Consider the following 23,530-nt stretch of genomic DNA (forward strand, 5'->3'; position numbering starts at 1 on the left):
AAAAACATATGAAAATGAAAAATATATATTCTTTTATTGCGATTCTATTAGCACTTTCTTTTAGTGCTTGTGAAATCGATAGGGAACCGTTTCAGGATTTATCGGATGATAAAGTATTTGCTGACGAATTAGGTATCGAAGCAGCCGCTTTAGGTACATATGCATTACTAAAAAAGAATGAGTTTATGCGTCCTTACCACTTCCATGGTGAATTTGGTGGTGACAATATTGCATTAAGCGGTTCTACCACCGATGCCTTATTCTATATGTACAATTACCAGCACACACCGACAAATGGCCATTTAAATAGCTTATGGTCTTATTGTTACAAGGGGATTGTGAATGCGAATAAAGTTATTGACAAAGCACAGGCAGGTACGCCTCGTTTGAATCATGTTATTGGTGAAATGTATTATTTACGTGCCTTCTTTTATTTCAATCTGGTAAATATTTGGGGACGACCTTATGTTCAGAATCCAAGTTCAAACTTGGGTGTTCCAATTATTTTAGATGCTGAACCGGATGCAGATAATTTGCCTCCCCGTGCCACGGTTAAGGAGGTTTATGATCTGATTTTAAGTGACTTGTTAAAAGGGGCTGAATTAATGAGTGAATTTAAAAGAAATGATTCAGAATACAATATATATGCATCTGAACAAGCGGCCAACGCTTTATTGTCCAGGGTGTATTTATATATGGAAGATAATGCAAAAGCAGAGGAGTATGCCTCCAAAGTAATTGATTCAAACAACTTCACACTATTGGAAGGTTCTGATTATGAGACTTTTCCAACAATGGTGCCCGAGGAAAATTCGGAAATTATATTTGCATGTAGAGCATTAAAAGATGAAGATGATTATGGTTGGTATGCTTTTGGAGGTATGTATGCAACAATTGATGGTGTAGGCTGGGGTGAAATGTATGCATCTGAACCTTATAGGGATTTGCTTGATCAAAATCCTTCGGATAGAAGACATAAATTCATTGATCCTCAATATGTAGATGGTGATGATTATGAGATCACTTATTCTTACGACAAATCATCTCCGGCGGGTTCAAAAATGTTCAAAATGTATGCTGTTACCAATAATGGGGGCAATTGGGAATATGATTACAACGGGACAAAAACTGTTTCAACCGAACTTGTAAATGGCAACACAGTGTATTTTATCACTGAAGGTGAGAATATCAGTGGAAAAACCTATGTGAAATTAACAAAGAAGATGCCGGTAAGACAGGGATATCCTAAATATTTTGTGATAAAATGTTCAAATCAGGAAGGACAACCGCAATTGTTCTCGCCGGTTATTTCACGTTTGGCAGAGATGTATTTGAATCGTGCCGAAGCACGTGCTAAAACTAATAATACAACAGGTGCATTGGACGATATTAATCTGATAAGAGAACGTGCAAATATTGATGCATACTCCGCAGTTCCTGCTGGTAGAACTCTTCTAGAAATAGTGCTTGAGGAACGACGCATAGAACTTGCTTTCGAAGCGCATCGACGTTATGACATTTTTAGAAATGGCTTAACCTTGGATCGCAGATATCCAGGAACACACGATAGAGGTGCTAATCCTTTATTAACTGTTCCTGCAACAAGTCCTCGTGTTGTTGACTTTATTCCAGAAGCTCAGATTTTAGCTCAGCCTAATTTGGTACAAAATCCATAATTCAATAATAATCACTTAATACAATAAGGCTTTACCAAAGTCTTATTGTATTAAAATGTGGTTACTACTCTAATCCCCGGGTCGTAAACTAATTTGTTTACGTAATAAACTCTTTTTGATACCTCAGGGCAAGCTCTGAGGTTATTTATTTAGGTTTTTGGAAAAAACATATGAAAACTACTTGTTAAAAACCCAAATGTAAAAAACAGTCAATTGTTAAAAATATATAGTCATGAAAATTACCAAATTAGGCTTATTAACATTTCTGTCGGTTTTGTTATTTTTTTATTCTTGTGACAAGGAGGAAACACAACCTGAAGATGAAAATTTAAAAAAAGGCAATTCAGTAACATATGATTTGTCAATATCAGTTCCTTGCGAAGGGAATAGCTGGGTTGTTGCGAATCCCCTTGCTACTTCAAATTTAGTTGTAACAGGAGGTATTAAAAATTGGACGAATTCAAGTGATAAAATTCGCACCTATTTTTATGCAAAAACAACTGGAACAATTCAAGTAGGCATCCGTGCCAGATTAAGTGTGTCCAGCACATTAAAAATAACGTTGGGAGATGAAACACAAGAGCTGACTTTTGATAAAGGAAATACCTATAAAGATTATAGTGCAGGCACCTTTAAAATTACTCAAACTGGCTATCAATTTATCGAATTAGAAGGCGTGAGTAATGGAGGAAGTTCTTTTGGCGATATCTCTGATATTTTATTAGGGGATTCATCCTGGAGCTCTAATATAAGTTATGTTGATAATGAATGGTTCTATTGGGGACGAAGAGGTCCTTCGGTGCATTTAGGTTATCAGGCACCTGCCAATAAAAATATTACATGGTTTTACAACGAATTAACGGTACCTGTGGGGAAAGATCCAATAGGCTCATATTTTATGGCTAATGGGTTTTCATCGGGCTATTTTGGAATGCAGGTTAATTCAGCGACAGAAAGACGTGTGTTATTTTCGGTATGGAGCGCATTCGACACACAAGATCCTAATCAGATTCCTGCTGAGTATACTGTAGAACCTTTGGGATATGGAACTGGCGTAACCGTAGGAGAGTTTGGTGGTGAAGGTTCGGGTGCTCAGAGTTATTGGGTTTATAACTGGAAACCGGGAACAACCTATAAATTTTTATTAAAGGGTGAATCTAATGCTGATAATTCTATCGATTATACAGCTTATTTCTATGCGCCTGAAGTTGGCGACTGGAAGTTGATAGCCAGTTTTAGAAGGCCATTTCCTACTGGCAGGCATTTATCACATTTGCATTCGTTTTTAGAAAATTTCAATACCACAATGGGTGATGAAACCCGACAAGTGGATTATAGCAATCAATGGGTTTATGATACTCAGGGAAGCTGGAGTGAAATGACTAGTGCTGCATTTACCACCGATGCTACAGGTAGTAACGGAGCTCGATTGGATTATGATGGTGGAAGAGAAGGGGATCACTTTTATTTAAGAAATTGTGGCTTTTTCAGTGACAACGAAACACCCAATAAATCATTTACAAGAACTGCTAATGGAACTGCACCTGCTATTGACTTTTCGAAATTAGAAGTTCCTGCCATTACTGTACCACCAATACAAACTGTAATGGACAGAACCGGATGGACTGTATTAGATTACAGCACTCAGGAAGATAAAGGCGGAGAAGGAAGTACAGGATTGGCAACAGATATTCTCGATGGGGATGAAAGCACTTATTGGCATTCATGCTGGTCGGGCTGCACAGCAGCGGCTCCTCATTATATTACTGTAGATATGGGGCAAATCAATCCGGTCAATGGTTTTAGTTTTACTCAAAGACAAAATCTTTCCAGAACAGTTAAAGATTTGGAAATCCAAATAAGCGATGACAACGTAACTTGGGTAAGCCTGGGCGACTTTGTTCTGGAAAAAACTACAAACCAGCAAAATATCAAACTAGGCACAGCTAAAACGTTCCGATATTTTAAATTCATAGCTAAAACTGCTCATGATGGAACCAATAATGCTGCTATGGCAGAAATTGCGACCTATATTGTAGAGTAAGTGTGAAATTGTATTAAGAGGGTGTCCTAAATTTTTATTTGAGATGGCCTCTTTTTTATGTTTTATTTTACCGTATGCTTAAAAGATAAATAATTTTAGTTTTTCGGACAGATGATGGGTATAGTTGATTTTTTGTTTGTATTTCTTGTAACAAAGAAATAACTATTTGAGATTGGTTTGTGTCGTGTTCTCTCTTATGTTCAGGGACGCCATTTTTTATGGGATTTAATCTCTTGGATAAATTATTACTTAAGTCCTTGCGTCAACGAACCATTTGAGTAATGTTTTATTTGATAAAAAATATCTGGGTTTATAATGAGGTATGCACTGTAAATTAGATGTTGCAGGGAATCGGCCTAATCGCTAAAAATGTCCACTCTTTTATAATAGAGATTTTTCATTTTTGAGATGTGAGATAAATTAAGCTTACTACCTTGTCTTATAAACCTATTCTATATTTGTAAAATACATTAAAATGAAAAAGAAATATACTTGTACTATTTTCTTACTGAGCCTTTTGTTTGGTTTTACCTCATATGCACAGAGATCCAATGTTAAGATTCCAGATTGGGAGAATCCTAAAATGTTCAATCAAAACAAGGAAGCTGCACATGCTACATTAATGCCTTTTAAAACTGTTAATGCAGCAATTTCAAAAAAAAGAAATGAGTCGGTTTTTTACAAGAGTTTAAATGGAATCTGGAAATTTAATTGGGTGAAAAAGCCTGCAGATCGTTTGGCTGATTTTTATAAGCCACAATTTGATGTATCGGGCTGGAACGATATACCAGTGCCATCGAATTGGGAATTGGAAGGATATGGAGTACCCATTTATACGAATCATCAGTATGAATTTGCTGATTACAAAGCTCCTGTTTCTGATGAAATAGAATTTGTTGATGAGATTTATCCTAAGAATCCCGGGCAGGTACCTCACGATTATAATCCGGTAGGTTCTTATCGCAGAAACTTTACTGTTCCTGAAAACTGGGATGGTCGCCAGGTGTTTATTCAGTTTGGAGCTGTAAAATCAGCTATGTACATCTGGATAAACGGAAAGAAAGTTGGATACAGCCAAGGAAGTAAAACCCCGGCTGAGTGGGATATCACGAACTACTTGCAGAAGGGAAACAATACACTTGCAGTAGAAGTGTACCGATGGAGCGATGGTTCTTATTTAGAGTGTCAGGATTTTTGGAGAATCAGTGGTATCGAAAGAGATGTGTTCATGTACTCAACACCTAAAGTTCGAATTCAGGATTTCTTTGTTAAGGCCGATTTGGATACAGAATATGAAAATGGTTTGTTAACTCTTGATGTTGATTTGAAAAATCAAGAAAATGGCTTGAAATCGGGAAATCATGAGGTGGTTTATCAACTGTATGATGTGAATCAAAAATTGGTGGCAACAGAAACGAAGCAGGTTAAAATCAATAAGAAATCAGCGTTAAGCTTATCTTTTTCGAAAGAAATACCTTCCCCAAAGAAATGGACTGCCGAAACGCCGAATTTGTATTCTTTAGTTGTTTTGCTTATAAATAACAAAGGCCTTGAAAAGGAAATTATTTCTACTAAAGTAGGGTTTAGAAAAATTGAAATAAAAGATGCTGTTTTTTATATCAATGGTGTGGCCGTACTTATTAAAGGAGTAAACAGACATGAACACGATCAGTTTAAAGGTCATGTAGTGAGCGAAGAGGCTATGGTTAAGGAAATCAGTCTGATGAAACAGTTTAATATCAATGCGGTAAGAACTTGTCACTATCCTAATGACGAGCGTTTTTACGAGTTGTGCGATCAATATGGTTTGTATATAACCAATGAGGCTAATATCGAATCTCATGGGATGTATTATAGCGAGCACTCTTTGGCTAAAAATCCGGAGTGGAAAGAAGCTCATTTAGATCGTAATATTCGTATGGTAGAACGCGATAAGAATCATCCATCAGTTATTGTTTGGTCGATGGGAAATGAAGCCGGAGATGGAGAAAACTTTACGGCAGTTAACCAGTGGATTAAACATCGTGATTCTTCCCGCCCGGTTCACTACGAAAGAGCGATCATGGGAGCCAATACAGATATTTACTGTCCTCAATATCCAGGGGCTCAATATTTGAAAAAGTATGCTTCTAAAAAGCAAAGCCTGCCAATGATTATTAGTGAGTACTCTCATGCAATGGGAAACAGCACTGGGAATTTGGTTGATTTGTGGGAGGTGATTTACGATGAAAACAACATTCAACTGCAAGGCGGTTACATTTGGGATTGGATTGATCAGGCTTTGGTGAAAAAATCTGAAGAAGGAACTGATTTTTGGGCTTACGGGGGAGATTATGGCCCACAGGGAACCCCTTCAGACGACAATTTCCTAATCAACGGAATTATTTCGGCAGACTATACACCGCATCCAGCTATGTGGGAAGTGAAATATGCCTATCAGTACATTCGTTTTGTTGCCGAAAATCTTGAGGAAAGAGTATTTAAAGTAAGCAATTTTCATGATTTTATTGACTTGAGCGGATATGATATCCGGTGGGTCTTATCTGCAAATGGAGAGAACGTTCAGGAAGGGAAATTGGAATCTTTAGATTTAGCTCCACATACGAGTACGTCGGTAACACTTCCAGTTCAGGCGTTTACTCCAAAATCAGGCGTTGAATATTTCATTGATTTTTCGGTGGTGTTGAAAGAGAACACGCCTTTCAGAAATAATGGATTTGAAGTTGCCCGTGAACAATTCCAACTTCCGGATTACCAGAGTACAAAAAAAGATGCAGATCGCAGTGCTCCACTAAAATACGCTGACAATAAAGATTTGTTTGTAGTTTTCGGAGAGAATTTTAAAATAAATTTTGATAAATCAAATGGTGAAATTTCATCTTATCAAATCAATGGAATGGAACTGTTTAATAAGGGGTTTGGTGTAAATTTCTGGCGTCCGTGTACCGATAATGATAAGGGGAGTAATATGATTAAGCGGTTGGGTGTTTGGAGAGAAGTCTCTCAGTCAGTAAAACTAATAGATTTTAAAATTTCTCAACCAAAAGGAAATCAAGTTGTACTACTTGCCACTTACGATTTATCTGCAGTTAAATCAACTCAAACAGTTGAATATTGTGTTGGTGGCAATGGTGAAATTCAGATTGTGAGTTCCTTTTTTAAGGGAGATATGGAATTACCGGACATGCCCCGGTTTGGAATGCGTTGTGAGTTACCTGTTAATTTTGATAATCTAAAATATTTTGGACGTGGCCCTCAGGAAAATTATTGTGATCGAAATAACGGCACATTTGTAGGGAAATACATCAGTAAGGTCGCGGATCAATACTTTAAGTATGCCCGGCCACAAGAAAATGGCTACAAAACTGATGCGAGATGGTTTGAGTTAAGAAATGAAAACGGCTTTGGTATTCGTATAGCAGGAGAATCTGCTTTAGGTTTTTCCACATTACATAACCCAATTGAAGATTTTGATCAGATTACACATGCCGATTTTCGTCACACCAATGATATTGTGAAAAAGGACGGTGTTTTTGTAACACTTGATTTAATGCAAATGGGGGTTGCTGGTGATAATTCATGGGGTGCAACTCCTTATAAAGAATACAGTGTGCCAGCTAAAAATTATCAATTTACTTTCAGCATAAAGCCAGTGTTTTAATTTTTTAGATTCAAAAAAAATATTGACATGAATATGAATCAAACATTGCTTTTGGCAGGAACAAGCCTTCTTTTTGGCACTTCGTGTGCAAACTTGTCTAAAAGTAAATCTGAATCAAGCAAGCCGAATATCATTTACATCCTTGCTGATGATATGGGGTATGGGGATTTGGGTTGTTATGGACAAAGGATTTTCGAAACACCTAATCTTGATTTAATGGCCAGTCAAGGTATCCGATTCATAAATCATTATACAGGCAGTACTGTTTGTGCGCCCTCACGTTGTGCATTACTAACAGGGAAACATACCGGTCATTCTGTTGTGCGGGGAAACAAGGAGATACAGCCAGAAGGTCAGATGGCTATGCCTGCCGGAACAAGAACGGCAGCTCATTTTCTTCAGAAAGCGGGTTATAGTACAGGATGTGTGGGAAAATGGGGTTTAGGCTATCCCGGATCGGAAAGTGATCCTCTGAATATGGGATTTGACTATTTCTTTGGATACAATTGTCAAATGAAAGCCCATCATTACTTCCCTGAATATTTATGGGAGAATGATCAAAAAATATTCTATCCCGAAAATAGCAACGGGCAACAGAAAATGTATAGTCATGATGAAACAACAAGAAAAGCATTTTCTTTCATCAAAGAGAATAAGGAGAAACCATTTTTCTTGTATCTGGCTTATGCAATACCTCATGCCGAATTGGTTATTCCTGAAGAATATCTGGCTAAATACAAAGGTAAATTTCCCGAAAATCCGTTTTCAGGTGGCCATTATGGAAAACAGGATTATCCAAGAGCTACTTATGCTGCAATGATTTCACATTTGGATTCTGATGTTGGGAAATTAAATTCATTGTTAAAGGAATATGGTTTAGACGAGAATACAATCGTGATGTTTGCTTCGGATAACGGACCTCATGTGGAAGGAGGAAATGATCCGCTCTTCTTTGAGAGTTCCGGTGGTTTACGAGGGGAAAAGAGATCCTTATACGAAGGAGGGATTCGAACTCCTTTTATTGTGAAGTGGCCTGGGAAAATAAAATCAGGAGAGGTTTCCCAGCATGTTTCTGCTTTTTGGGATGTGTTGCCAACACTATGTGATATGGCAGGCGTAAAAGCACCTGAAGATTTGGATGGCATTTCATTTTATCCCGAACTAATAGGCGAAAAACAGAAAAATCATGAATTGCTCTATTGGGAGTTTCATGGCTATACCGGCGATAAGCAAGCCATTCGAAAAGGAAAATGGAAAGCGGTTCGGAATAAGATTATTAGGGCAAATATGCCCATAGAGCTTTACAATTTAGAATTAGATCCTTTTGAACAAAACGATGTGTCAGAGCAATTCCCTGATATGATAACCGAAATGAAAAGTTTGCTCGATAAAACTCATGTTCAATCAGAGGATTTTCCATTTGAATATGAATTGTAAGAAATATGTCAAAATAAGAGAGCTCATTATGATTTTATAATGATTCCACTAAAGACTTAGGCAGGCCATTATCATTTGTTAATGGCTTGCTTAACTAAAAAAATGGCAATTCACATTTTTTAATTGCTCCGCTAAATGATTAATCGGGCAATGAACAGAACTTATTTCTGTACTCACAAGCTTATCTTCGTTTACTACCAAATTACTATCAAAATTTTCTTTTTAAAGCACTTCTTTTTAGTGGCATTTTTTTTAGCATCCTCATTTGAATGATGCTTTTTTAAATTGAAAAAAATGTTTTTTACGTATCGTAATGTTTTGTGGGTTAGTTTTTTGTGAAAAAGTCGACCTTGTCGCTTAATATGTCCTCTTTTTTGTAATACTTATTTATCATTTTTGAAATTGTAAAAAATTAAGACAAATGAAAATAAGCAGATATTTAATACTAGGTTCTTTTCTGATGGTTTGTATTCTATCAGCGTGTTCTTCAAGTAAAAGCTCGAAGAAAGAAGCAGATATATCAATTGAAGATTTATTGATAGAAGTACCTTTTAGCGGGAATGCATGGCTGGTTGATGATGTTTCTTTAAATGAAGACATGATTTCTGACCCGGGCCTGAAAAACTGGATGAAGAAAACTTCTCTGATCAGAACTTTTGTGAGAGTTAATGCAACAGGAGATCTGTGTGTAGGATTAAAAGCCAAATCGTTAAAGGGCTCGTCTAAAGTGAAAATAACTATTGGAGAAGAGTCTAAAGAATTTGCAATTAGCAATCAGGAAATGAGTATTATACCTGTTGGGCGTTTCAATGTCTCACAGAAAGGATATGTTCAAATTGATTTACAGGGAGTTTCAAAAACGGATTCTTATTTTGGTGAAGTATCTCATTTGCTGATAGGAGGTGAGGCAGTATCAGAAGGAACTGATTTTGTGAAAGAAGATTTTTATTGGGGACGACGTGGTCCTTCTGTTCATTTGGGCTACGAAATTCCTTCTGAAGCTGGTGATGTTGAATGGTTTTATAACGAAATTGAGGTGCCTGAGGGAAATGATCTTGTTGGTTCGTATTATATGGCGAATGGTTTTGGTGAAGGTTACTTTGGAATTCAAGTGAATTCCGAAACAGAACGCAGAATCTTATTTTCAGTATGGAGTTCTTTTAAAACAGATAATCCCAATGATATCCCGGAAGATGAGAAAATTAAGCTTTTAAGAAAAGGAACTGATGTAAAAACGGGTGAGTTCGGTAATGAAGGGTCTGGAGGACAGAGTTACAGAATATACGATTGGAAAGCCGGAAACAGATATCGTTTTCTGTTGGGTGCTAAACCAACTAATGATAATTCCACAGATTATACCGCTTACTTCTTTGCACCTGAAATTGGTAATTGGGAGCTGATTGCAAGTTTTAGAAGGCCAAAAACCTCAACATATTTAACCCGGCCACATTCATTTCTTGAGAATTTTATGACTGAAATGGGACAGTTTACCCGTAAGGGAACTTATTTAAATCAGTGGGTAAGAAATACTGAGGGCACGTGGTTCGAAATGACCAAAGCAAAATTCACCGCAGATGCTACGGCGAGAAAAGATGCTCGTTTAGACTATGCAGGAGGAGTTGAAGGAGAGTATTTCTATTTGAAGAATTGTGGCTTTTTTAGTGAGAAAACAAGCTTCGATACATTTTTTAATAGAACTGAATTGGGCATAGAACCTATTATTGATTTTAAAAAATTACCCTGAATGCAGGGAATGTAATTTGGATTGGTGAACTGTGAAGGATTTGGTTATGAAAGAGTTTGGTATCTCATTTTGGAAATGAGATTTAGTTAAAATCCTTCTTTTTGGAAAACTAATATGATATTTATCAGTTATGAATAAAATAAGCCTGTGTTTTTTGCTGATGTTTTTAATGGCAACATCAGTAATGTCGAAAAACGTAAAAGTAATACCGCAGCCTTTAGAGGTAGAAAATGGGGTAGGATATTTTGCAATCACATCAAAAACCAAGATTGTTTTTGATGAAGCCAATATTGGCAATGCAATCTATTTGCAGAAGATGCTGGAATCAGATTTCAATATGAAGTTAAATATCACTTCACTGGAAGCAAAAGGAATTGTGCTTACTATTGATGAAAATCTGAATGCAGACCTTGGTCAGGAAGGGTATTTGCTTGAAGTTGGAAAGAAAGGAATAAATATAACAGCTTCAGATAAAGCGGGTATTTTTTATGGCATTCAGTCACTAAGACAGTTACTTTCACTAGATGTGGATCTTAGTTCGGGAGAACTTTGTATTCCCAGCGTTAGAATTAAAGATTTCCCACGTTTTAGCTGGAGGGCATTTATGCTCGACGAAGCGCGATATTTTAAGGGAATGGAGCAGGTGAAAAAATTGCTCGATCAAATGGCATTGCTTAAGATGAATGTATTTCACTGGCACTTGACTGATGATCAGGGATGGCGTATTGAAATCAAAAAATATCCGAAACTAACGAGCGTTGGTTCAACCCGGAAAGATTCGCAAATAGGCGGGTGGAACAGTGAAGAGCTTTCGGGGAAATCACACAGTGGTTTCTACACTCAAAAACAGCTTAAAGAGATTATTGCTTACGCTGCAGAGCGGCAAATTAACATTGTTCCTGAGATTGAAATGCCTGGACACGCGTCGGCTGCAATTGCTGCTTATCCATGGTTGGGTACAATTGGTGAGCTGAAAGAAACACCTGTGGTGTTTGGTAAGTTGCCCGATTCGTTCAATGTTGCCGATCCTAAAGTATATCAGTTTATCGAAGATGTTCTCTCCGAAGTAATGGATCTTTTTCCTGGGAAAACGATTCATATTGGAGGTGATGAGGTAAAATTTGATGCTTGGAAAGAGTCGGAAGAGGTTCAGGAGTTTATGAAAAAAAATGATTTGGCATCACCAGCTGATTTACAGATTTTCTTTACCAACAGGGTGTCGAATTTTTTAGACAGAAAGGCGCATCGCATGATGGGCTGGAATGAGATTTTAGGAGGTAATGTTCATGAATGGCAAAAGTCTGAAGATATTGAAGTAAAAGAGAAACTGGCGACCAGTGCCATCATTCATTTTTGGAAGGGAAGTCTTGATCTTGTAAAAGACGCCGTGGTGAATGGTTATGATATTGTCAATTCATATCATGTGAATACATATCTGGATTATCCGTGCAGCTATACACCTATCGAAAAGGCCTATGATTTCGATCCGATCCCTGAAGGACTTGATGAAAAGTATCATGCTAAAGTACTGGGCAGCGGATGCCAAATGTGGAGCGAGTGGATTCCTGAGGTGTCAGATATGGATAAGATGGTATTTCCACGTTTGGCGGCTTACGCAGAGTTGGGCTGGACTGCTAAGGATCTGAAAAATTTCAAGCTGTTCCGTTCTAATCTGAGTCTCCTGATCGAAAGATGGAAAAAAGAAGGAATTGGATGTGCTGATCAGTTTGATAAAAATGATTTTTCTAAGCAGGAATAGAAGGTTGTTTTGAGGAAGGATTCTATATGATCTCACCGTAGGTGAATGTTAAAATTTGATACTAAAAAAGCAGTTGAATAAAATAAATCAATCGAATAAAAATATATTATGGCAACAAACAGAAGATCATTCCTTGGGAACCTGGCCTTAGGTGCTGGGATTCTTGCAGCAGCCCCACTGGCTGCTTGCAGTGGACCAAAAGAAGAAAGTAAATTATCATATATTAAAGATTTGGTAGGGAAAAGTCCTAAAATGAACTTTAATATGTGTGGGTATGCAGCACCCAAATTGGAGACTGTTCGTGTTGGATTTGTTGGTATTGGCGATCGTGGCTCGGGAGCAGTAAAGAGAATGACCTTTATTGAAGGAGTTGAAGTTACTGCTTTATGTGATACCAGACAGGCCGCGGTTGATGGTGGACAAAAAATACTTTCTGATGCAGGACTTCCTAAAGCAAAAGAGTTTGTGGGTGGAGATTTGGGCTTTAAGGAGTTGTGTGAAAGCGGATTGGTTGATTTAGTTTATATTGCAACCCCGTGGGAATGGCACGTACCTGTTGCTATTGCAGCGATGGAAGGAGATAAGCATGCGGCAGTTGAAGTTTCAACGGCAAAAACTCTTGATGAGTGCTGGCAAATGGTTGAGACATCGGAGCGTACACGCAAACACTGTGTTATTTTGGAAAATTGCTGTTACGATTTCTTTGAGATGTTGACTCTAAATATGGCGCGTCAGGGTGTATTTGGAGACCTGGTTCATGGTGAAGGAGCTTACATACACGATTTGGATTATTGGCATTTTAACAAGCCTAAAGACAATCAAATGACTGATGGAGCTTACACCAAAATGTGGCGTATGCACGAGAATAAGCGCAAAGCCAATGTATATCCTACTCACGGTTTAGGTCCAATTTGTCAATCAATGAATATCAACCGTGGTGATAAAATGGATTACCTGACCGCAATGATGTCGGATGATTTCACTTTGAAACACCGCATTGCAGAAAAAGCTAAAGAAGACCCGTTTTTTGAGCAGTTTGTTGGCTGGGATATGCGCGGAAACATGGATTTACAGTTGATTCGTACTAACAAAGGCCGTACCATCATGATTCAGCATGATATTAGTTCTCCACGACCTTATTCACGTATTCACATGTTGAGTGGAACCAAGTGTTTTGCACAAAAGTGGCCCTTGCAGCACATTGCCTTTGGGCATAATGTAGTTGACGATGCTCAGATGAAAGAATTGGAAGAAAAATATACTCCTGAATTAATTCGAAAAGTAGGAGAGATGGCTAAACAGGTTGGTGGTCATGGAGGTATGGATTTCGTTATGGATTGGCGTTTAATTGATTGTTTACGAAACGGGCTTCCAATGGATATGGATGTTTATGACGCTGCATCCTGGAGCTGTATTACACCATTAAGTGAATGGTCTATTGCCAATAAATCCAATTCAATTGAAGTTCCTGATTTTACTCGTGGTGCATGGGAAACCAATGCTCCAATTGACCTAACTTTAACTGGTGCAGGAACAACCGAGGTTCGGAATTTAATAAAAGCGAATACGAAAGGACAGTTGAACGTTCATTAAGAAAATTACATAGTTAGTTTAAGCAATAGTGAAGTTATGTCTTTATTGATTATTAGACTTCACTATTGTTGTTTTTGCAAAGCAACTAATGTAAATTTGTTTTTGATACTAAATTATATTAAATGAACAAACAAATTCTGGTAACCGGAGGAACTGGTTTTATAGGTTCACATACTGTTGTTGAGTTGCAAAACAGTGGTTACGATGTGGTGATTGTTGATAACCTTTCGAATTCGAAAGCTGAAGTGTTGGATAAGATTAAGGAAATATCCGGCATTCGGCCAAGATTTGAGAAGTTTGATTTAACGGACAGACAAAAAGTAAAGGATTTCTTTCATAAGTATTCGGATATAGAAGCAATTATTCACTTTGCAGCATCGAAGGCTGTTGGTGAATCTGTTGAGAAACCATTAATGTACTATAATAACAATCTGAATTCTTTGATGAATATCATGGAGGCGATGATTGAATTTAATGTATCAAATCTTGTGTTCTCATCTTCGTGTACTGTTTATGGCCAGCCGGATATATTGCCGGTAACGGAACAAACTCAGAGAAAGGAAGCCGAATCACCATATGGAAATACCAAAACTATTTGTGAGGATATAATTCGTGATACGATTAAATCAGATCCATCACTTAAGGGGATTGCACTCAGATATTTTAATCCAATTGGAGCACATGAAACGGCTAAAATTGGTGAATTGCCGTTAGGTGTACCAAATAATTTAATTCCTTTCCTTACACAAACTGTAGCTGGAATTCGCCCGGAGTTGAGTGTGTTTGGTGATGATTATGACACTGCCGACGGTTCAGCAATTCGCGATTATATTCATGTAGTAGATTTGGCTAAGGCACATGTTACAGCTATTGAAAGATTATTAAATAACAGAAATAAGGAAAACTACGAATATTTTAATATTGGTACGGGAAATGGCGTTTCTGTTCTTGAAATCATTAAATCATTCGAAAGGGCAACAGGAGAGAAAGTGCCGCACAAGATTGTTGCGCGTCGTGCTGGTGATATCGAAAAAATATATGCTGATACTTCCTTTGCAAATGAAGAATTAGGATGGAAAGCCGTTAGCACTCTTGATGAAACGCTTCTTTCTGCCTGGAAATGGCAAGTGAATATTGGTGAATTATAGCAAGTCACAAAAAGTTTTTTTTAACGCCTGTCATTTAATTGATAGGCGTTATTCTTTTTCGCGAATTGCAATTTTTAAAAAGAATGTTGGGAATTAAGCTTCATACAGTTTAATACACTCCTGATTGATAATATCAACAGGCAGATACTCATCTTTTGGAATCTCGTGATTCAAAAGAACATGTTCAAATAATTTTTTTACAGCTTTAAATCCTTGTTGATGAGGGTGCTGGCCAATTAAGAAATTGATGGTTCCCTGATTTAGATATTTGATGTTTTGTTCGATAGGATCAAAACCTACAAGTATAATATCACTGAGTTCGTTGGTAATCAGATATCTTGCTATTTTATAAACCTTGGATCCTGTGATGAATATGGCTTTTATGTTCTTGTTTTTCTTGATTACAGAATCCAATTTCTCTTTAATAATTTCAGCATCAGATGTAGGAATTTCAATACTTATTTTCAGCCCTTGATTTTTCCCTTTATCCATAAAATAGCTTAAAAATCCTTGTGTTCGTTGATTTAAGTGATGAACATTTTCCAGATTTTTAGCCAGATTAATAATTAAAATATCTCCGTTTACAGGAATGCCAAAATCGATTAAATTAGCGGCAACTCTTCCGCCATGAAAACCATCGCTGCCCACATAAGCCAAATAGTTGCTTTTGGATAATTTTGATTCGATAAAAACATATGGAATTCCTTTCTGATCAAGTTTCTGAGTAAATTCCAGACTCTCTTTTGAGAAAATAGGAGAAAATACAACCCCCGAAGGATTAAGTTCTAAAACAGCTTCAAATTGTTTAATAAAATCCTGTTCATTGTAATGCTCGAAAAAGAAATTTTTAACTTTTACCTGAAATTGTTCTAATTCCAAGGCGGCTTCAGTAATACCATTCAATGGTCTTTTCCAGAATATATCCTCCTCGGTTGGGCTTGGTAACAGAGATGCAAAAATGCACTGTTTTTTAGAAGTAAGTGCTCTGGCTATAAGGTTAGGTTGGTAGTTGTTTACTCTTGCGATTTCCAGAATCTTATTCTTGGTTTCTTCCGCAACTTCTCCCCGATTGTGGAGTACACGATCTACCGTACCAACAGAAACACCTGCTTGTTCAGCTATGTCTTTTATTCGAATCTTTGCTATCGACATTTCCAGTAAATAAAAAAAATCAGGAAGGAATTTATCCTTCCTGAAATCAACTAAATCTAACTACAATTATGAAACAAAAGTAATACATTTACTCATGAAAAACTTGGAATTCTATGAGTAAAGTATTGTGAGGTTTATTTAATAGCTGTTATTCTGTTATTGGCTTGTAATGAGGAACCAAAGATTTCATTATAACCCAACCAATTAAATAAGCAACTGCACAAATTGAAAAAATGATGAAATAACCTGCTCTGATGCCTTCAAATTCCATGAATTTCATATTGGTGTTTGCTGCAAAGTCGAAAAGAACTCCAGAACCTTTATTGATACAGAATGAACCTAAACCTCCTGCCATTCCACCAATACCAGTAATGGTTGCAATGGATGAACGAGGAAACATATCTCCTGTAGTAGAGAAGATATTTGCAGACCATGCTTGATGTGCAGCTCCGGCGATACCAATGATAATAACAGGAAACCAATAAGAATAAGTACCTAAGGGTTGAGCTAGTAAAGCCAAAAGAGGGAAGAATGCAAAAATAAGCATCGATTTCATTCGTCCGGCATATGGATCCATTCCTTTTTTATCAACAAAATAAGTAGGGAGCCATCCACCAATAATAGACAATAATGTGATACCGTATAAAACAAACAGTAACAATTGTGCCATTGTGCTGTTGGAAGTTAAACCGTAAACATCGCTTAAGTAGGCTGGAGTCCAGAATAAAAAGAACCACCATACTCCATCTGTCATGAATTTACCAATAATAAACGACCAGGTTTGTTTGTATTTAAAAGTATCAACAAATGATATTTTCAGACTTTCGTTTGCAGTTGTTTTGTCATCGTCACTGCTATCGTCTTGATTAATATATTCTAATTCAGCAGAATTTACTCTATAGTGTTCGTGAGGTTTTTTGTACATAAACTTCCAAAAGAATATCCAAACAAATCCTAATGCCCCAATGATTATAAATGCCATTTCCCATCCAAAATGAGAAGCAATTACCGGAATTGTTATTGGTGCAGCTAATGCCCCTATAGTTGCTCCGGCATTAAAAATACTTGTTGCGTATGCTCTGTCTTTTTTAGGGAAATATTCTGCTGTCGTTTTAATTGCAGCCGGAAAGTTTCCCGCCTCACCTATGGCAAGAACAAATCGTGCAAAGACGAAAAGAACTACACTAACATTAATAACTTTAGAGACGTTGCTCACGTGTTTTATGGCTTCTTTTGCATTTTCAAAATCAAGAAACCATTCGCCGCTAACGATACCCGATGTGGCAATACCACAAAAAGCATGTAATACAGCTCCTACAGACCAAATACCAATAGCCCAAATAAAACCTCTTTTTGTGTCTAGCCAATCAATGAATCGGCCTGCCACTAGAAGACCTACAGCATAAAAAACAGAAAACAAAGCTGTGATATTACCATAGTCGCTATTGGTCCAGTGAAATTCAGGGGCTATAAAATCTTTCCATGTAAGAGAGAGTACTTGCCGATCCATGTAATTAATTGTCGTTGCAAAGAATAATAATGAACAGATTTGCCACCTGTACTTAGTCATATTTCCTTTTATCTGTATTGCAGTCATTTATTTATCGTTAGAGATTAATAATTTTATTTTTAAAGACAAACTTTATAAATTTTTGCTTATTCCTAATTCCAGGCCACGCAGTTCTGCCAATCCTTTCATTCTGCCGTACAAAGAATAACCTGGGTTGGTTTTTTTGGGAAGATCATCTAACATTTTATTGCCATGATCGGGGCGCATAGGAATTTGCCAGTCTTTTCGGCCTGATTCCCTGCGTTCTTTTTCTTCTATCAGTAAAGCTTTCATTACAGCAGGAATATCAATATCTCCATCAAACAAGTAGTTTTCGAAGAAGTTTCCTTCCTCGTCTCTAGTTACATTTCTAAGATGAACAAAATTGATCCGGGGTGCCAATATTTTTGTCATTTCCGGCAGATCATTAAAATGACCAGCTCCAAATGATCCGGTACAAAGAGTGATTCCATTCGATACCGAATCTACCACCTTAGTTAATTCCAAAGCATCTTCGATGGTGCTGACAACTCTTGGTAAGCCAAGCAAAGCCCGTGGCGGATCATCTGGGTGAATTGCCATTCTTACGCCTGCTTGTTCTGCAACAGGAATGATTTCCTGTAAAAACTCATGCAAATGTTTTTTTAATTTAGGTGCATCAATTTTTTTGTAGCCATCCAATACTTTTTGGAAACTTTCCAAACTGTATGATTCTTCGGCTCCAGGAAGACCTGCAATTACATTTCGGGTAATTTTTTCGATTTCTGTTTCCGACATGCTGTTAAACTTTTCTTTAGCACGGCTTACCATTTTAACAGAATAATCTTCATTCGCATTTTCACGCTTTAAAATATAAATATCAAAAGCAGCAAAAGTTACCATGTCGAATTTTAATGCATTTGATCCATCCGTAAAGTTGAACTCCAAATCGGTTCTTGACCAATCCAAAACAGGCATAAAATTGTAGCAAATAGTTTCAATACCACATTCGCCTAAGTTTTTGATACTCTGCTTGTAGTTTTCTATGAATATTTTATAACCACCAGTCTGTTTTTTAATATCCTCATGAACAGGAACACTCTCAACCACCGACCAACGAAGTCCGACGGCTTCAATTTCTTCAATTCTTTTCTTGATTTCGTCAATGGTCCAAACTTCTCCGTTTGGGATATGATGAAGAGCCGAAACGATTCCGGTAGCTCCGGTTTGTTTGATTTCCTGAAGGGAGATCGGGTCGTTCGGACCGTACCATCTCCATGTTTGTTCTAATGACATATTGTTTGTTTTTTAGTTAATGGACAAAACGGACAAGAGGTGATTGAATTCTTGTTCCGTTTTGTCACATAAACACGCTAACCTAAATTAATATATAATTGAAACTAAAAAGCCTGATTAAACACCACTGTACGCACTAAATCCACCGTCAACAGGAATAACAACTCCTGTAACAAAAGCCGACCAGTCCGATAGTAGATAGAGTAGGGTCCCCTGTAATTCTTCAGGAGTTCCGTAACGTTCCATTGGGGTATTGTTAATAATTTTTACGCCTCGTGCAGTTGGTTCACCTGTTGCTTCATCGGTTAGTAAAAAACGGTTTTGATTTGTCAGCAGAAATCCAGGAGCTATTGCGTTTACACGCACTCCCATTTTTGAAAAGTGAACTGCTAACCATTGCGTGAAATTGTTAACCGACGCTTTGGCTGCCGAATAAGCGGCAATTCTGGTCAGTGGACGGTAAGAGTTCATCGAAGATACATTTACTATTGAACCTCCTTTTTTCTCAATCATATCCATGGCAAATACCATTGTTGGAAGAATTGTTCCTTTAAAGTTCAAGTCAAAAACTCTATCGAAACCTTCCATTTTCATTCCGAAGAAAGTTTGATCCAGATTTTCAAGGTCGGAATCTACCATTTGATCTACACCAGATGTAGCCAGAGGAGAATTTCCTCCGGCTCCATTGATAAGATAATCTACACTCCCCAGCTTATTATTGATTATCTTCTTTGCTTCCTGCAGTGATTCTTTATCAAGTACGCTTGCGGCAACTCCAATGGAAGAAACATTGTATTTGGTTTCAATTTCCTGAGCTAATTTTTCAACAGCTTCAGCATTAATATCAATCAATGCGGTTTTTACGCCCATTGCAGCCAATGATTTTGCCATAGAGGAGCAAATTACTCCTCCGGCACCGGTTACAACAGCTACTTTATTTCTTAAATTGGTTTCCATCCGGGTTTATTTTCTGATTTCTTTGATGATAGAGATAGCATTTGCAGTTGCAGCTTCAATTGCTTCGTAATTGAATGATCCATCTGCATTTTTTATCATCAGCTGAGATCCCATTCCTACACAATGAACACCGGCATTGAACCATTCAGTCAGGTTTCCGATTTCAGGCTTAACTCCTCCTGTTGGCATAATTGACGACCACGAAAAAGGGCCTTTTACAGCTTTTACAAATTCAGGACCGCCGACTTGTTCACCCGGAAAAATCTTAACCACTTCGGCTCCCAATTCTTCAGCATACGAGATTTCTGTTAATGATCCACAGCCTGGTGACCATGCTATTTTCCGACGGTTACAAACTTTAGCCATTTCCGCATTTAAGATTGGAGAAACAATAAAATTTGCACCCAACTGGATGTATAAGGAAGTTGTACCGGCATCAATAATCGATCCAACGCCTAAAATCATTTCAGGACATTCTTTTGCAGTCCACTTAATTAGTTCTGCGAAAACTTCATGTGCAAAATCGCCGCGGTTAACGAATTCAAATACGCGTGCACCACCTTTGTAACAGGCTTTAACGATCTTTTTGCAAACTTCTATATCTGAATGAAAGAATACTGGAATCATTCCAACTTCTTTCATTTTTAAAGCAACTTCTATTCTTGAATATTGAGCCATTTTGTTATTAATTATGAATTGAGAATTATGAATTATATGATTGAAGTATTCTTCATTTATAATTCATAACTCATAATTTATCTAGCAACCCTTCCGGATGCATCGCCTTCCATCAACTTTACAACTTCGTCAACAGTAACTTGATTGTAATCGCCATAGATTGTATGTTTCAAGCAAGATGCTGCAACCGCAAAGTTTAGTGCTTTCTGATCATCTTTTGGCCATGTAATTAATCCGTAAATTAGTCCTCCCATAAATGAATCACCGCCACCTACACGATCAACAATGTGTGTAATTTGGTAGGTATTATTCGCTTTGTACAATTCTTTGCCATCGTATAAAACACCAGTCCATGAATTGTGGTTCGCACTGATAGATCCGCGTAAAGTGGTAATTACTTTTTTACAACGGGGAAATTGTTTCATGATTTGTTGAGAAACAGATAAGTAAGCTCCTGCTTCAACATGTCCGCCGGTAATATCGACACCTTCTGGTTTGATTCCTAAAACTTTTTCAGCATCTTCTTCGTTTCCTAGTATTACGTCGCAGCCGGCAACTAATTCGGGCATAACTTCGCTGGCAGTTTTGCCATATTTCCAAAGATTTTTTCTGTAGTTTAAATCTGTTGAAACAGTGATTCCTCTTTTGTTGGCTTCTTTAATGGCTTGTAAACATACATCGGCAGCTCCTTGCGAAATAGCAGGAGTAATACCTGTCCAATGAAACCAGGTTGCACCTTCAAATACTGTTTCCCAGTCAATCATTCCAATTTCAAGTTCAGCGGCCGCTGAATTAGCTCTGTCGTAAACAACTTTACTACCACGGCTAACAGCTCCAGTCTCCAAAAAATAAATTCCCAAACGATCTCCACCCCAAACGATGTTGTCAACACCAACACCGTATTTTCTTAAATCCATCATACAAGCGTGGCCAATATCATTCTTTGGAAGTCGGCTCACAAAATCAACCTCAATGCCATAATTTGCCAAAGAAACGGCAACATTAGCTTCCCCTCCGCCATAAGTAGCGTTAAAATTATCAACTTGAGAAAATCTAGCATAACCAGGTGTTGCAAGTCTTAGCATGATTTCACCGAAAGTAACTACTTTATTCATCTTTATTATTTTGTTTGAGTAAGATTAAAAATTGAAATAATTTTTAGCATTATAGTAACAGATTCCCTGTACTACTTCCTTCAATAGTTCTTCGTTGTACGGAATTAATCCCTTTTCAACATCGTTACCAATTAGGTTGCAAAGAATTCTGCGGAAATATTCGTGGCGACTGTAGCTTAAGAATGATCTTGAGTCTGTTAGCATTCCAACAAATCGGCTTAAAAGACCAAGATTGGAAAGAGCATTCATTTGTTTTTCCATGCCATCTTTCTGATCCAGAAACCACCATCCTGATCCCCATTGAATTTTACCTGCTATCTCACCATCCTGAAAATTTCCTAACATAGTTGCGTAAACTTCGTTATGAGCAGGGTTTAGATTGTAAAGAATGGTTTTGGTAAGTTTCTCTTCTGTTGCCAGGCGATTTAGGAATTTTGACATGTCTTCAGCCACCAATTTGTCTGCAATTGAATCGAATCCGGTATCGGCACCTAATTTGTTGAACATTCCGGTGTTATTGTTGCGAATAGCACCAATATGGAATTGTTGAACCCATCCTTTTGAATGATCCAAAACAGCAAATTCATACAACATTGCTGATTTGAATTTCAAAATCTCTTTTTCGTTTAATTCTTCTCCTTTTCGGATCTTTACAAAAATTTCAGTGGCTTCATCATTTGTATATTCAGCGGCAAAAAATTGCTCCAAACCATGATCGGAAGCTTTACAACCCATTTCAGCAAAGAAATCATGTCTTTTTTGAAGAGCTGAAAGTAAATCTTCAAATGTATTGATTTCCATTTCAGATGCAATTGCCAGTTTGTTGATGTATGCGTTGTATTCCGATGCATCATCAACAGCCATTGCCTTATCCGGTCTCCATGATGGCACCACTTTGGTTTCAAATCCTGAATCTTTGATTGCTTTATGATATTCCAACGAATCGGCAGGATCATCGGTTGTACCGATAACTTCAACATTGGCTTTGCGAATTAAGCTTCTGCATGAAAACTCAGGAGTATTCAATTTTTCATTGCACTCGTTCCAGATTTCCTCTGATGTATCAGGACTTAATATTTTTTCAATGCCAAATGGCTTTTTTAGCTCCAAATGTGTCCAGTGGTAAAGAGGGTTGCGCAGTGTATATGGAACAGTACAAGCCCAATTTTCGAATTTCTCTCTGTCAGAGGAAGATTCTCCGGTGATACCTTCTTCTTTTATACCGTTGGTTCTCATAGCTCTCCACTTGTAGTGGTCACCATATAACCATATCTGAGTCATGTTTTCAAATTGCTTATCATCCGCTATTTCTTTTGGAGAAATATGGCAGTGATAGTCGATAATTGGAAGATCGGCTGCAAATTCATGATACAGTTTTTTTGCTGTATCGGTCTCAAGAATAAAATCCTTGTCTAAAAATTTCTTCATCGATATTGTATCAAATAAGTTTCGTTTTCGTACACGGTAGTTTTTCTAAAAAAAAGTTTAAAACGATTGTTTAAATAATTAAAACCAGTCACGCTTTAAATTTAAAACACCTCCGTGTTCGAACACGAAGATAGAGTTGTTTTCTAATTATAACAAATGCAGACTCATTTTTTTTTATGGAATTAGTTTTTGCTGATGTATTCAGCAAAAAGATTTCTTTAATGCATTTCATTTGTAACCATTGCCTGCATTGATTTGTGCGAATATGGTAAAAAAGTGGAATGCTGTTTATTGATTAATTTGGAATTTGTTAT

Annotated in this window: 15 protein-coding genes; 8 read left to right on the forward strand and 7 right to left on the reverse strand. The window is 37.3% G+C overall.

Annotation, left to right across the window (positions count from 1 at the left end):
* Positions 1-14 precede the first annotated feature (14 nt).
* The 8 genes from ACKU4N_RS04370 to galE all read left to right on the forward strand — a co-directional run bounded on the left by ACKU4N_RS04370 (position 15) and on the right by galE (position 15,062).
* Positions 15-1,676: a RagB/SusD family nutrient uptake outer membrane protein gene (locus ACKU4N_RS04370; RefSeq protein WP_321320954.1), complete on the forward strand. Its 1,662-nt coding sequence runs from the start codon at positions 15-17 to the stop codon at positions 1,674-1,676.
* Positions 1,677-1,908: 232 nt separating this feature from the next.
* Positions 1,909-3,720: a DUF3472 domain-containing protein gene (locus ACKU4N_RS04375; RefSeq protein ID WP_321320956.1), complete on the forward strand. Its 1,812-nt coding sequence runs from the start codon at positions 1,909-1,911 to the stop codon at positions 3,718-3,720.
* Positions 3,721-4,195: 475 nt separating this feature from the next.
* Entirely contained in the window at positions 4,196-7,381 is a 3,186-nt protein-coding gene (locus ACKU4N_RS04380) for a beta-galactosidase, LacZ type (RefSeq protein WP_321320958.1), read from the forward strand.
* Positions 7,382-7,408: 27 nt separating this feature from the next.
* Positions 7,409-8,818 (forward strand): arylsulfatase, encoded by a 1,410-nt coding sequence (locus ACKU4N_RS04385; RefSeq protein WP_321320961.1) that lies wholly within the window; start codon positions 7,409-7,411, stop codon positions 8,816-8,818.
* Positions 8,819-9,239: 421 nt separating this feature from the next.
* Entirely contained in the window at positions 9,240-10,562 is a 1,323-nt protein-coding gene (locus ACKU4N_RS04390; protein ID WP_321320963.1) for a DUF3472 domain-containing protein, read from the forward strand.
* A gap of 130 nt (positions 10,563-10,692) precedes the next feature.
* Positions 10,693-12,321 carry a beta-N-acetylhexosaminidase gene (locus ACKU4N_RS04395; RefSeq protein ID WP_321320964.1) on the forward strand — a complete coding sequence of 543 codons (1,629 nt, stop codon included), beginning with the start codon at positions 10,693-10,695 and terminating at the stop codon, positions 12,319-12,321.
* A gap of 108 nt (positions 12,322-12,429) precedes the next feature.
* The gene (locus ACKU4N_RS04400; RefSeq protein WP_321320966.1) at positions 12,430-13,914 is read left to right on the forward strand and encodes a Gfo/Idh/MocA family protein; all 1,485 of its coding nucleotides are present in this window, start codon (positions 12,430-12,432) and stop codon (positions 13,912-13,914) included.
* A 122-nt stretch (positions 13,915-14,036) separates the two neighbouring features.
* Positions 14,037-15,062, forward strand: a complete 1,026-nt coding sequence (gene galE / locus ACKU4N_RS04405; protein WP_321320968.1) for a UDP-glucose 4-epimerase GalE — start codon at positions 14,037-14,039, stop codon at positions 15,060-15,062.
* A 93-nt stretch (positions 15,063-15,155) separates the two neighbouring features.
* Here the strand turns inward: galE and ACKU4N_RS04410 are convergent, their stop codons facing one another.
* From ACKU4N_RS04410 to uxaC, 7 genes are all read right to left on the reverse strand, one after another.
* Positions 15,156-16,214: a LacI family DNA-binding transcriptional regulator gene (locus ACKU4N_RS04410; RefSeq protein ID WP_321320971.1), complete on the reverse strand. Its 1,059-nt coding sequence runs from the start codon at positions 16,212-16,214 to the stop codon at positions 15,156-15,158.
* A gap of 148 nt (positions 16,215-16,362) precedes the next feature.
* Complete coding sequence (locus tag ACKU4N_RS04415; protein ID WP_321320973.1) at positions 16,363-17,811, reverse strand: MFS transporter; 1,449 nt, start codon at positions 17,809-17,811, stop codon at positions 16,363-16,365.
* Positions 17,812-17,856: 45 nt separating this feature from the next.
* A complete protein-coding gene (gene uxuA, locus ACKU4N_RS04420) occupies positions 17,857-19,038 on the reverse strand; it encodes a mannonate dehydratase (protein WP_321320975.1) in 1,182 nt (393 codons plus the stop codon).
* A 117-nt stretch (positions 19,039-19,155) separates the two neighbouring features.
* Positions 19,156-19,995: an SDR family oxidoreductase gene (locus tag ACKU4N_RS04425; protein WP_321320977.1), complete on the reverse strand. Its 840-nt coding sequence runs from the start codon at positions 19,993-19,995 to the stop codon at positions 19,156-19,158.
* Positions 19,996-20,001: 6 nt separating this feature from the next.
* Positions 20,002-20,673, reverse strand: coding sequence for a bifunctional 4-hydroxy-2-oxoglutarate aldolase/2-dehydro-3-deoxy-phosphogluconate aldolase (locus tag ACKU4N_RS04430; protein WP_321320979.1), 672 nt, complete (start codon positions 20,671-20,673; stop codon positions 20,002-20,004).
* Between the two features lie 77 nt (positions 20,674-20,750).
* Positions 20,751-21,788 carry a PfkB family carbohydrate kinase gene (locus ACKU4N_RS04435; protein ID WP_321320980.1) on the reverse strand — a complete coding sequence of 346 codons (1,038 nt, stop codon included), beginning with the start codon at positions 21,786-21,788 and terminating at the stop codon, positions 20,751-20,753.
* 24 nt (positions 21,789-21,812) lie between these two features.
* Positions 21,813-23,216: a glucuronate isomerase gene (gene uxaC, locus ACKU4N_RS04440; protein ID WP_124993113.1), complete on the reverse strand. Its 1,404-nt coding sequence runs from the start codon at positions 23,214-23,216 to the stop codon at positions 21,813-21,815.
* Positions 23,217-23,530 lie beyond the last annotated feature (314 nt).

Source organism: Labilibaculum sp., from assembly GCF_963664555.1.
Taxonomy (GTDB): Bacteria; Bacteroidota; Bacteroidia; order Bacteroidales; family Marinifilaceae; genus Labilibaculum.

Coding starts and splice junctions, on each gene's coding strand:
- ACKU4N_RS04370 (WP_321320954.1), top strand. CDS start 15: ATGAAAAATATATATTCTTTTATTGCGATTCTATTAGCACTTTCTTTT.
- ACKU4N_RS04375 (WP_321320956.1), top strand. CDS start 1,909: ATGAAAATTACCAAATTAGGCTTATTAACATTTCTGTCGGTTTTGTTA.
- ACKU4N_RS04380 (WP_321320958.1), top strand. CDS start 4,196: ATGAAAAAGAAATATACTTGTACTATTTTCTTACTGAGCCTTTTGTTT.
- ACKU4N_RS04385 (WP_321320961.1), top strand. CDS start 7,409: ATGAATATGAATCAAACATTGCTTTTGGCAGGAACAAGCCTTCTTTTT.
- ACKU4N_RS04390 (WP_321320963.1), top strand. CDS start 9,240: ATGAAAATAAGCAGATATTTAATACTAGGTTCTTTTCTGATGGTTTGT.
- ACKU4N_RS04395 (WP_321320964.1), top strand. CDS start 10,693: ATGAATAAAATAAGCCTGTGTTTTTTGCTGATGTTTTTAATGGCAACA.
- ACKU4N_RS04400 (WP_321320966.1), top strand. CDS start 12,430: ATGGCAACAAACAGAAGATCATTCCTTGGGAACCTGGCCTTAGGTGCT.
- galE (WP_321320968.1), top strand. CDS start 14,037: ATGAACAAACAAATTCTGGTAACCGGAGGAACTGGTTTTATAGGTTCA.
- ACKU4N_RS04410 (WP_321320971.1), bottom strand. CDS start 16,214: ATGTCGATAGCAAAGATTCGAATAAAAGACATAGCTGAACAAGCAGGT.
- ACKU4N_RS04415 (WP_321320973.1), bottom strand. CDS start 17,811: ATGACTGCAATACAGATAAAAGGAAATATGACTAAGTACAGGTGGCAA.
- uxuA (WP_321320975.1), bottom strand. CDS start 19,038: ATGTCATTAGAACAAACATGGAGATGGTACGGTCCGAACGACCCGATC.
- ACKU4N_RS04425 (WP_321320977.1), bottom strand. CDS start 19,995: ATGGAAACCAATTTAAGAAATAAAGTAGCTGTTGTAACCGGTGCCGGA.
- ACKU4N_RS04430 (WP_321320979.1), bottom strand. CDS start 20,673: ATGGCTCAATATTCAAGAATAGAAGTTGCTTTAAAAATGAAAGAAGTT.
- ACKU4N_RS04435 (WP_321320980.1), bottom strand. CDS start 21,788: ATGAATAAAGTAGTTACTTTCGGTGAAATCATGCTAAGACTTGCAACA.
- uxaC (WP_124993113.1), bottom strand. CDS start 23,216: ATGAAGAAATTTTTAGACAAGGATTTTATTCTTGAGACCGATACAGCA.